Annotated in this window: 10 protein-coding genes and 1 pseudogene; 4 read left to right on the top strand and 7 right to left on the bottom strand. The window is 64.7% G+C overall.

The features are described from left to right. A pseudogene (locus VJV41_RS19605) lies at window positions 1-412 on the bottom strand (protein translocase subunit SecD); the annotation flags it as partial. Window positions 413-478: 66 nt separating this feature from the next. Beyond that, window positions 479-826: a preprotein translocase subunit YajC gene (gene yajC, locus VJV41_RS19600; protein WP_325336680.1), complete on the bottom strand. Its 348-nt coding sequence runs from the start codon at window positions 824-826 to the stop codon at window positions 479-481. A gap of 141 nt (window positions 827-967) precedes the next feature. Here yajC and VJV41_RS19595 point away from each other — a divergent pair, with 141 nt between their 5' ends. From VJV41_RS19595 to VJV41_RS19585, 3 genes are all read left to right on the top strand, one after another. Continuing rightward, the gene (locus VJV41_RS19595) at window positions 968-1,162 is read left to right on the top strand and encodes a hypothetical protein (RefSeq protein WP_325336678.1); all 195 of its coding nucleotides are present in this window, start codon (window positions 968-970) and stop codon (window positions 1,160-1,162) included. A 152-nt stretch (window positions 1,163-1,314) separates the two neighbouring features. Further along, window positions 1,315-2,655, top strand: coding sequence for a 4-aminobutyrate--2-oxoglutarate transaminase (gabT, locus tag VJV41_RS19590; RefSeq protein WP_325336676.1), 1,341 nt, complete (start codon window positions 1,315-1,317; stop codon window positions 2,653-2,655). Window positions 2,656-2,671: 16 nt separating this feature from the next. Then, complete coding sequence (locus VJV41_RS19585; protein ID WP_325336674.1) at window positions 2,672-4,105, top strand: gamma-aminobutyraldehyde dehydrogenase; 1,434 nt, start codon at window positions 2,672-2,674, stop codon at window positions 4,103-4,105. Window positions 4,106-4,155: 50 nt separating this feature from the next. Here the strand turns inward: VJV41_RS19585 and VJV41_RS19580 are convergent, their stop codons facing one another. Continuing rightward, entirely contained in the window at window positions 4,156-4,800 is a 645-nt protein-coding gene (locus tag VJV41_RS19580) for a hypothetical protein (RefSeq protein WP_325336673.1), read from the bottom strand. A gap of 218 nt (window positions 4,801-5,018) precedes the next feature. On the opposite strand from VJV41_RS19580, the gene car reads away from it, so the two are divergent. Then, window positions 5,019-8,543, top strand: a complete 3,525-nt coding sequence (gene car, locus VJV41_RS19575) for a carboxylic acid reductase (RefSeq protein WP_325336671.1) — start codon at window positions 5,019-5,021, stop codon at window positions 8,541-8,543. Window positions 8,544-8,631: 88 nt separating this feature from the next. Here the strand turns inward: car and VJV41_RS19570 are convergent, their stop codons facing one another. Genes VJV41_RS19570 through ruvC form a run of 4 tightly spaced genes read right to left on the bottom strand, consistent with a single transcriptional unit; the run spans window position 8,632 to window position 11,230 of the window. Then, complete coding sequence (locus tag VJV41_RS19570) at window positions 8,632-9,018, bottom strand: DUF1304 domain-containing protein (protein ID WP_325336669.1); 387 nt, start codon at window positions 9,016-9,018, stop codon at window positions 8,632-8,634. A gap of 9 nt (window positions 9,019-9,027) precedes the next feature. Further along, complete coding sequence (ruvB, locus tag VJV41_RS19565) at window positions 9,028-10,095, bottom strand: Holliday junction branch migration DNA helicase RuvB (RefSeq protein ID WP_325336667.1); 1,068 nt, start codon at window positions 10,093-10,095, stop codon at window positions 9,028-9,030. Next, window positions 10,092-10,679 carry a Holliday junction branch migration protein RuvA gene (ruvA, locus tag VJV41_RS19560; RefSeq protein WP_325336665.1) on the bottom strand — a complete coding sequence of 196 codons (588 nt, stop codon included), beginning with the start codon at window positions 10,677-10,679 and terminating at the stop codon, window positions 10,092-10,094. Before ruvA ends, ruvB begins: the two co-directional genes overlap by 4 nt. After that, on the bottom strand, window positions 10,676-11,230 hold the full coding sequence (gene ruvC / locus VJV41_RS19555; protein WP_325336663.1) for a crossover junction endodeoxyribonuclease RuvC: 555 nt from the start codon (window positions 11,228-11,230) through the stop codon (window positions 10,676-10,678). Before ruvC ends, ruvA begins: the two co-directional genes overlap by 4 nt. Window positions 11,231-11,270: the final 40 nt, after the last annotated feature.

The following is an 11,270-nucleotide window of genomic DNA, read 5'->3' as shown; positions in this document are numbered from 1 at the left end:
CTGCGACAGGAGGCTGCTGGCCCTGCCCTTCGGCCGCGATCACATGGATTACCGGCCGGATGTAGAGGCGGGCCGTCTGGCCGAGGTTTCGGGCCTCGCTGCTGTCGTTGCCCGGCACGGTGATCACCAGGTTGTCGCCATCGATGATCACCTCAGACCCGGAAACGCCGAGCCCGTTGACGCGGGCACTGATGATCTGCTGGGCCTGATTGAGCGCCTCGCGGGTTGGACGGGACCCGTCGGGCGTCCGCGCGGTCAGCGTGACGCGGGTTCCGCCCTGCAAGTCAATGCCGAGCTTGGGTTTGGCCTGCTTGTCGCCGGTCAGGAACACCAACAGGTAGACGCCGACGAGCAGCACCAAGAAAAGTGTCAGGTAGCGGGCAGGGTGTACCGGCGCCGAAGACGATGCCACGTTTCCTCAGGTCTCCTCGAGATCAGTTCGTCAGCACCGCAAAGGGTACGTGTTCTGGCTGGGCGGTTAGCCGTCAGTCTTCGTGTTGGGGCTCTCGGTGATTTCGGTCGCGGTCGAACCTTGCGCGTCGACATCCTCGTCGAGATCGAAGTCGTCGTCGTCGGTGATGCGGTCGCGCACTGCCAGCTTCATCCACGTCGTCACGACGCCGGGCGCGATCTCCAGGTCGACGGTGTCGTCGGTGATGGCGGTGATGGTGCCCTGCAGACCCGACGTGGTGTGCACGCCGTCGCCGATCTGCAGCGAATTGTGCAGGTCGATGGTGGCCTGCATCGCCTTCTTCTGGCGCCGAGAGGCGAAGAACATGAATGCGCCCAGAATGATGAGCAGGGGCAGGAAGACGACCAGATCCATGGCTAAAACTGTCTTTCGTATCGATTGCGTTTACGGCGCCCAGACCGGCAGGTCAGGGGGCCTCGTTGTTGTCCAGTGTGCCATTGCTGCAGCCGGCGTCCGAGCCCGCCGTCGGATGGCCGTCGCTGTTAGCGTCGCTGAATGCTCGGACACCTCGGCATCAACGTTCCCGATCTGCCCGTGGCCAAGGATTACTACGGCGCAGTCATGCCGCTTGTCGCGTTCGAGCACGAGCCACGGGTCTTTCCGCAATATCCGCAGCCCTACTTCGCGACCTTCTGGCTCGATCCGTGGGGCTTCATGCTCGAAGCGGTGTGCCATCACGACCGAGAATGACTGATCGCAACGGAATCCGTTGCAGGAATCCAGTGCAGCCGACGATTACGCCACAACCTGGGTAAGTTTTCGATCGGATCGGTGCATCTCGGACTAGGCTCAAACGGCGACGCGGCATTCGCCGAATCCACCTGTCACCAGGAGGCTTGGAGTTGAGCACCCTTGAGCAGAGCCGCCACCTCATCACCGCGATTCCGGGTCCACGATCACAGGAGCTGATCGATCGCAAGAAGGCCGCTGTCTCGCGGGGCATCGGCAACACGATGCCCGTGTACGCGGCCCGCGCGTACGGCGGCATCGTCGAAGACGTCGACGGCAACCGGCTGATCGATCTCGGTTCGGGCATTGCGGTCACCACGATCGGCAACTCGTCGCCTCGGGTCGTTGCGGCGGTCGCTGAGCAGGTGGCGAAATTCACCCACACCTGCTTCATGATCACGCCGTATGAGAGTTACGTCGCGGTGGCCGAGCAGCTCAACCGGCTGACACCCGGTAGCGGCGAAAAACGGTCGGCGCTGTTCAACTCCGGCTCGGAGGCTGTGGAGAATTCGATCAAGATCGCCAGGTCCTATACGCGCAAGCCCGCGGTGGTGTCGTTCGACCACGCTTACCACGGCCGCACGAACCTGACCATGGCCCTGACCGCCAAGTCCATGCCGTACAAGCACGGCTTCGGTCCTTTCGCACCCGAGATCTACCGCGCGCCGCTGTCATACCCGTTCCGCGACGCCGAGTTCGGCAAGGAGCTCGCCACCGACGGCGAATTGGCGGCCAAGCGCGCCATCAGCGTCATCGACAAACAGGTCGGTGCCGCCAACCTGGCCGCGGTGATCATCGAACCCGTTCAGGGCGAAGGCGGATTCATCGTCCCGGCCGACGGATTCCTGCCGGCGCTGTTGGAGTGGTGCCGGGCCAACGAGGTGGTGTTCATCGCCGACGAGGTGCAGACGGGATTCGCCCGCACCGGCGCGATGTTCGCCTGCGAACACGAAGGCATCGAACCAGATCTGATCGTCACCGCGAAGGGCATCGCCGACGGCATGCCGCTGTCGGCGGTCACCGGCCGCGCCGAGATCATGGACGCCCCACACGTCAGCGGGCTCGGCGGCACGTACGGCGGCAATCCGGTCGCCTGCGCCGCGGCGCTGGCCACCATCGAAACCATCGAGGCCGACGGGCTGGTCGAGCGGGCACGCCAGATCGAGGTTTTGATGAAGGACCGCCTTGGCCGACTGCAGGCCGAGGACAACCGCATCGGTGACGTGCGTGGCCGCGGCGCGATGATCGCGATGGAGTTGGTCAAACCAGGGACACTTGAGCCCGACCCCGAGTTGACGATGAAGCTGTGCGTCGGGTGCCACACGGCTGGCGTGATCGTGTTGTCGTGCGGCACATTCGGCAATGTGTTGCGCTTCCTGCCGCCACTGACGATCAGCGACGACCTTCTCGACGAAGGTCTCGACGTCCTCTCCTTGATACTCGCCGACCTTTAACGACAGGAGTTCCTATATGACAACGGTTCAGAATTTCATCGGCGGCGAACCCGTAGCCTCCGTCAGCGGTGCCACCATGCCGCTGGTCGACCCTTCCACTGGTGATCAGTACGGCACCGCGCCGATCTCGAACGAACAAGACATCGACAACGCCTATGCCGCGGCGTCCAAGGCATTCGCGGACTGGAAGCGCACCACGCCGTCGCGACGGCAGAAAGCGCTCTTGGATTTCGCCGACGACGTCGAGAAGAACGCCCAGGCGCTCGTCGAGGCCGAAGGCCGTAACACCGGCAAGCCCAACCACGTCACCATGACCGAAGAGGTCCCGCCGATGCTCGACCAAATTCGGTTCTTCGCCGGTGCGGCAAGGCTTTTGGAGGGCAAGTCGGCTGGCGAGTATATGGAGAACCACACGTCCTGGATCCGCCGCGAGCCGGTAGGCGTGATCGGTCAGGTGGCGCCGTGGAACTACCCGATGATGATGGCGATCTGGAAGTTCTGTCCCGCCATCGCGGCAGGAAACACCGTGGTGATCAAGCCCAGTGACACCACTCCGGTGACGACGACCATGCTGGCGGAGATCGCTTCTCGACACTTTCCGCCCGGTGTGCTGAATGTCGTTTGCGGCGACCGTAATACGGGCGCCGCGGTGGTTGCACACCCCACTCCGGAAATGGTGTCGATCACCGGGTCGGTGGCGGCGGGCCGCGCGGTGGCGGTGAGTGCAGGCGGCCATCTGAAGCGGACGCATCTGGAGCTCGGCGGCAAGGCGCCGGTGCTGGTCTTCGACGACAGCGACATCGCCACGGCCGCAGAGGGAATCGCGACGGCGGGCTATTTCAACGCGGGCCAGGACTGCACGGCGGCGACCCGTGTGCTGGCGACCGCCAAGGTGGCTTCTGATCTGACCGATGCGTTGGCGGAGCAGGCCCGTGGCGCAGCGACGACGTACGGCAAGCCCGCCGACGATGAGGACGCATGGGTACCGCCGGTCAACAACGTCAACCAATTGGAGCGGGTGCTGAGTTTCCTGGGCGATGTGCCGTCGCATGCAAAGGTGGCCAGCGGTGGACAACGCCAGGGCGACAAGGGTTTCTACATCGAGCCGACGGTCATCGGCGGGCTACGGCAGGACGATCGGCTCGTACAACAGGAGATCTTCGGCCCGGTGATCACCGTGCAGTCGTTCTCAGACGAGGACGAAGCGATCGCGTGGGCCAACGGCACGGAATACGGTCTGGCGTCGTCGGTATGGACACGTGACATCTCGCGCGCTTTGCGGGTTTCGGCGGCATTGGATTTCGGATGTGTGTGGATCAACACCCACATCCCGCTGGTCGCCGAGATGCCGCACGGCGGGTTCAAGTCCTCCGGCCACGGTAAGGACCTGTCGATGTATGGCTTGGAGGACTACACCCGGATCAAGCATGTGATGGCCTATATCGGCTAGGTTTTCACGCGCGAGCTGGCCACGCCAAAGCGTGGGCCCAGCTCGTCTGACTAGCGGTGGGCCAGCCGGTGGCCGCCGCCGCCGCGGAACATGTCACGCCAGCCGCGATGCCGTGGCTGGTCAGCGGTTGCCGTCGGCTGGATCTCCGTGACTTCTTCGGACGGCGCCGGCTGAGGCTGTGCGACCGACGCGACCGGGCGCTGCGCGTAAGCGATGTCACGAGCACTCCGCACCGACAGTCGCCCCAGCGCCACAGCACCCAGGAACACGATCAGCGCACCCAGGCCATAGAAGTACGTCAGCTCCAGCCACACCCTCTTGGATTCAGTGGCCGCCACAGGTGCGCCTGCATCGCCGATGCCCAGTGGTCCCGCCAGCGCGCGGCCAACGACAAACCACGCGCCGGCGAGCACGGTCAGCCAGCCACCGAACATTGCGGTCGCACGATTGCGCGAACCGAGCAACAACAGACCACCCACCACTGTGGCGGCTCCTGGAAGTACCTCAAGCCAGCCCCTGGCGGTGGTCCACGTCCATTCCTGATCCGGGGTGAATGCAAAGTCGAAATATGGTCCAACGAACGGGATGAGCGCACCCCATACGCCCAACAGAATCAGCAGAAACCCGCTCGCTGCGCCACGGCTGCGCGGCATCTGCATTCTGCCGCCGTGGGTGTGAACACGCGTGTCACTCATGATGCCTCCTCGGTCGTGGGCTGAGTACCCAATCTTCGTGGCCGTAACCGCCGACGACGCTCGATGGAGCCCACCTTGGGCCTGTTATTCGGTGACGACCGTCACACCGTTCACAGCGAACTGACAGCTGCGAGCGGAATAAAGTTAGCTTTGCTAACGTAGTTTGGTGGTAGGCGCGACGAGCGCCCCCAATACCTGCAATTTGCCGAGGATTCTTGATGTCGATTGATACCCGTGAAGAGCGGCTTGTACGCCGCATCGCCGACCTCTACACCACCGACCAGCAGTTCGCAGACGCGCGGCCGAGCAAGGCAGTGTCACACGCAATCGAAGCACCCGAACTGCGGCTGCCGCAGATCGTGCGAAATGTGTTCGATGGCTATGCGGATCGGCCCGCGCTCGGTCAGCGTGCTGTTGAGTACGTCACCGACCCGTCGACCGGCCGCACATCCGCCGAATTACTGCGACGGTTCGAAACCATCACCTACGCCGAGGTGTCCGACCGCATCCAAGCGGTGGTCAATGCGTTGGCCTACGACGTGCGCCCGGGTGACCGCGTCGCGATGCTCGGCTTCACCAGCGTCGACTACACGACCATCGACGTCGCGCTGATTGGGCTCGGCGCGGTGTCCGTGCCAATGCAGACCGGCGCTCCCATCGCGCAGCTGCGGCCCATCGTCACCGAGACCGAACCTGCGGTGATCGCCTCCAGCGTCGACTTCCTCGACGACGCAGTCGAACTGGCGCTCGCCGCCGACAATGTGTCGAGGCTTGTCGTCTTCGACCATCACTCACAGGTCGATGACCAGCGAGACGCGCTCGACGTGGCGAAGGCCCGCCTGTATGAAGCAGGCAGCACCGTTCAGCTGGATACGCTGACCGAGGTCCTTGACCGAGGCAGGCGGCTACCGGCGGTGGCGCCGTTCAACTCTCTCGACGACGACCCGGTGGCACTGCTGATCTACACCTCCGGCAGCACCGGCACGCCGAAGGGCGCGATGTACCCGGAGCGCCTCGTTGGCAACTCGTGGCGCCGGCCGGCGATGGCCATGTGGGGCAGTGAGGGCGCCACCCCGTCGATCACGCTGAACTTCATGCCGATGAGCCACATGATGGGCCGCGGCATTCTGTACTCCACGCTGGGAGCCGGCGGCACAGCCTATTTCGTTGCCAGAAGCGACCTTTCCACATTCTTCGACGATCTCGCATTGGTCCGGCCGACGCAGCTGAACTTCGTGCCCCGGATCTGGGACATGGTGTTCGGTGAGTTCCAGAGCGAAGTCGACCGCCGGTTTACCGACGATGCCGATCGATGGGCCGTCGAAACCGACGTGCTCGCCGACCTGCGCCAAAACCTCCTCGGCGGACGGTTCATCTCAGCGATGACGGGCTCCGCGCCCATCTCGTCAGAGATGCGCGTGTTCGTCGAGTCCCTGCTCGACATTCACTTGACCGACGGATACGGCTCCACCGAAGCTGGCATGGTCTTCGTCGACGGCCAGGTGCAACGCCCGCCCGTCATCGACTACAAGCTGGTGGATGTTCCCGAGCTTGGGTACTTCGGCACCGATCGGCCTCATCCGCGGGGTGAGCTGGTTGTCAAGTCCGACACCATGTTCCCCGGTTACTACAAGCGCCCGGAGACCACCGCCGACGTGTTCGACGCCGATGGCTACTACCGCACCGGTGACATCGTGGCCGAGGTGGGACCGGACCAGCTGGTGTATCTGGATCGCCGCAACAACGTGCTCAAGCTGTCGCAGGGCGAGTTCGTCACCGTCGCCAAATTGGAAGCCGTGTTCGGTGACAGCCCGCTGATCCGGCAGATATTCGTCTACGGCAACAGCGCTCGCTCGTATCTGCTGGCCGTCATCGTGCCCACCGAAGATGCCTTGGCCCGCCACGATGTGGATGCGCTGAAGCCGCTGATCACCGAGTCGCTGCAGGAGGTCGCGAGGGCCGCGGGACTGCAGTCGTACGAGATCCCTCGCGACTTCATCATCGAGACAACGCCTTTCACGCTCGAGAACGGACTGCTGACCGGTATCCGCAAGCTCGCCCGGCCGAAGCTCAAGGAGCACTACGGCGATCTGCTCGAGCAGCTCTACACCGACCTGACCGACAGCCAGGCCAACGAGCTGCGGGAGCTGCGCGCGCACGGCGCCGAGCGGCCGGTGCTGGAGACCATCAGCCGCGCCGCGGGAGCTCTACTGGGCGCGGCGGCAACCGATCTGCAGCCGGATGCGCACTTCACCGACCTGGGCGGGGATTCCCTGTCCGCGTTGACATTCGCCAATCTGCTGCACGAGATCTTCGACATCGACGTGCCCGTCGGCGTCATCGTCAGCCCGGCCAGCGACCTGGCCTCGCTCGCCGACTACATCGAAGCCGAGCGTCAGCCCGGAACGAAACGGCCGACGTTCGCGTCGGTGCACGATCGCCCGAAAGGCCCGATCGTCGAGGCGCACGCCCGTGACCTCACACTGGACAAGTTCATCGACCCGCAGACGCTGGCGCAGGCACCGTCGCTGTCCGGGCCGAGCTCGGAGGTCCGCACCGTCCTGCTGACGGGTGCGACCGGATTCCTCGGTCGCTATCTGGCCCTGGAGTGGCTGGAGCGGATGGATCTCGTCGACGGCAAGGTGATCTGCCTCGTGCGGGCCAAGGACGACGACGCTGCCCGCGAGCGGCTGGACAAGACGTTCGATTCCGGTGACCCCGAATTACTGCGTCACTACCGGGAATTGGCCGCCGATCGCCTCGAGGTGCTGGCAGGCGACAAGGGCGAAGCCAACCTCGGCCTCGATCAGCAGACGTGGCAGCGGCTGGCCGACACCGTCGACCTGATTGTCGACCCGGCCGCGCTGGTCAACCACGTTCTGCCCTACAGCCAGCTGTTCGGCCCCAACGCACTGGGCACCGCGGAGCTGATCCGCATCGCGCTCACCACGAAGCTCAAGCCGTTTGTTTACGTGTCGACCATCGGCGTCGGCGCGGGCATCGAACCCGGCAAGTTCACCGAGGACGGCGACATTCGGGTGATCAGTGCGACCCGCAAGGTCGATGACAGCTATGCCAACGGCTATTCGAACAGCAAGTGGGCTGGTGAGGTGTTACTGCGCGAGGCCAACGATCTGTGCGGCCTTCCGGTTTCGGTGTTCCGCTGCGACATGATTCTGGCCGACACCACCTACGCCGGCCAGCTCAACCTGCCGGACATGTTCACGCGGATGATGCTGAGCCTCGTGGCAACCGGTATCGCGCCCGGCTCGTTCTACGAACTCGGCGCGGACGGCAACCGCCAGCGGGCTCATTACGACGGCCTCCCAGTGGAATTCATCGCCGAGGCGATCTCCACCATCGGCGCGCACGTCGTCGACGGATTCGAGACATACCATGTGATGAATCCCTATGACGACGGCATCGGGCTCGACGAGTACGTCGACTGGCTGATCGATGCCGGCTATGCGATTGAGCGAATCGGCGACTACGCCGATTGGTTGGGCCGGTTCGAGACCGCGATCCGCGCACTGCCGGAGCAACAGCGTCAGGCGTCGCTGCTACCACTGCTGCACAACTATCAGCACCCGGAGATGCCGATCCGTGGCTCGATGGCGCCGACGGACCGGTTCCGCACCGCAGTTCAGGACGCGAAGATCGGCCCGGACAAAGACATTCCGCACGTCACGCGGGACGTCATCGTCAAATACATCACCGACCTGCAGATGCTCGGGCTGCTGTAGGGCGACACGCGTCGATCGGTGTCCTGGCGCTGACCCAACATGCTCAAACCGCCACAGAGCAAGTGATGCGACCGACTGGCGGGCCGTGCTACATCGCCAGCCCCACCACCAGGAGCACGACCGCAATCAGCGGGAAAGCTCCTTGTGTGATCGCTGCACGAGCCTTATCCGGCGATGACAGGAGCAGCACCACCGCCGCGGCGAGCATCGATCCGACACCCGCAAACACCAGCGCCGCACCGAGCACCTGGTGCCCGGTGAACATGGCCACCACCCCGACCCCTGTGACGATGGCGAGGAACAGGTTGTAGAAGCCCTGGTTGAACGCGAGCTCCTTGGTGGCCTGCGCCTGATCCTCGGTGATGCCGAACGTCGCGCGGGTGCGCGGTGAGGTCCACGTCAACGACTCCATGACGAAGATGTAGACGTGTAGCAGTGCGGCCAATATTGCGAAAACCAAACCAGCAGTGATCAATTGACTCTCCTACTCGAACAGGCCGTCCTGGCCAAGGCCGCTGACTCTGCTAGGTGGCGTAAGACCCAGATGCGTCCACGCCTGAGCGGTGGCGACACGTCCCCGAGGCGTGCGCGCAATCATTCCCGCGCGCACCAGGAACGGCTCGCACACCTCCTCGACGGTGGTGGCCTCCTCCCCGACCGCGACGGCCAACGTGGACACCCCGACGGGCCCGCCGCCGAAACTGCGTGTGAGCGCGGACAATACAGCGCGGTCAAGGCGGTCCAGTCCGAGCTCGTCGACGTCGTAGACCTCCAACGCGAGCTTGGCGATGTCGCGTGTGATCACGCCGTCGGCACGAACCTCCGCGTAGTCGCGGACTCGGCGCAGCAGGCGGTTGGCGATGCGGGGCGTGCCGCGCGAGCGTCGTGCGATCTCGGCGCCGGCCTCTGCGCCCAGCTCGATGCCAAGGATGCCCGCCGAGCGGAACAGCACCCGCTCGAGTTCGGCGGGCTCGTAGAAATCCATGTGTGCGGTGAAGCCGAAGCGGTCACGCAACGGGCCGGTCAGCGCGCCTGACCGCGTGGTGGCGCCGACAAGCGTGAATGGCGCGACCTCGAGCGGAATAGACGTGGCGCCAGGGCCTTTCCCGACGACCACGTCGACGCGGAAGTCCTCCATCGCCAGGTACAGCATTTCCTCGGCGGGCCTGGCGATGCGGTGGATCTCGTCGATGAACAACACATCGTGCTCGACGAGGTTCGACAGCATCGCCGCCAGGTCGCCCGCGCGTTCCAATGCGGGACCGGACGTGACCCGCAGCGACGTCCCCAGTTCGGCGGCGATGATCATCGCCAGCGACGTCTTGCCCAGCCCGGGCGGACCCGACAGCAGGATGTGATCCGGTGTGCCGCCGCGGTTTTTGGCGCCCTCGAGGACCAGCTGCAACTGCTCGCGCACACGGGGCTGCCCAATGAACTCGCCCAGCGACCGCGGCCGCAGGCTGGCGTCGATGTCGCCCTCACCGACGGTCAGGGCGGCGGAAACCTCCCGATCGGATGTGTCCTCGGGCTCGTCGTCGTCGAACCGGCTCACTTCTTACCCAGCATGGACAGTGCCGCGCGCAGTGCGCTCGACGTGGTGGCCTCCGGCTCGTTGGCCAGCACCTTGTCAGTGGCCTCCTCGGCCTGCTTGACCGCAAAGCCAAGCCCGACAAGCGCTTCCACGACCGGGCCTCGCACTGAGTGGCCATTCAAGACAACGGCGCCCGACGGTGTGACGGGCCCGATCTTGTCGCGCAGTTCGAGCACCAAGCGCTCGGCACCACGCTTGCCGATGCCCGGCACCCGGGTAAGCGCGGTGACGTCCCCATCCGCCAGCGCCTGGCGCAGCGACGCCGCGTCGTAGACGGCCAGCGTGGCCAACGCGATCTTCGGGCCCACACCGGAGACACCCAGCAGGGTGAGGAACAGGTCGCGGGCGTCGGCGTCCGCGAAGCCATACAGAGTCTGCGAATCCTCGCGCACGATCATCGCGGTGATCAGCCGCGCTTCACTTCCTCGCCGCAGTGTCGCCAGCGTCGACGGGGTAGCCATCACCTTGTACCCGACGCCGCAGGCGTCGATGACGACATGGTCGAGGGCAATGTCGAGGACCTCGCCGCGAACGGATGCGATCATCGTGCCGCCTTCAGTTTCGCCTTGTACTTACGCTGCTGCTCGGCGGCCAGCGCCTCGGCCGCCGCCATCCGGGCGATCATCGGGGCGCGCCAGCAGTGGCAGATGGCCAGCGCCAACGCGTCAGCGGCGTCGGCCGGTGTTGGTTTCGTTTGCAGCGCAAGAATTCTGGTGACCATCGCGGTGACCTGAGCCTTGTCCGCATTGCCGTTTCCGGTGACAGCGGCCTTGACTTCGCTGGGCGTGTGGAAATGCACGTCGATGTCGCGTTTGGCGGCCGCCAGCGCGACGACGCCGCCGGCCTGCGCGGTACCCATCACCGTCGACACGTTCTGTTGGGAGAACACCCGCTCGATAGCGATGACGTCGGGCCGGTGGGTGTCCATCCAATACTCGACGGCGTTGCTGATCGTCAGCAATCGGCGGTGCAGCGGATCGTCGGATGGCGTGCGCACCACATCGACGTCGAGCGCGATGACGTGACGGCCCTGGCCACCCTCGATGACGGATAGCCCGCATCGCGTAAGGCCGGGGTCCACTCCCATCACGCGCACGCCAAAACCCCTTCTGTGAACATCTGTTCGACAGATTAAC

Source organism: Mycobacterium sp., assembly GCF_035274705.1.
Taxonomy (GTDB): domain Bacteria; phylum Actinomycetota; class Actinomycetes; order Mycobacteriales; family Mycobacteriaceae; genus Mycobacterium.
The sequence above is the reverse complement of the archived record's forward strand: the minus strand, read 5'-3'. Positions and strand labels throughout refer to the sequence as shown.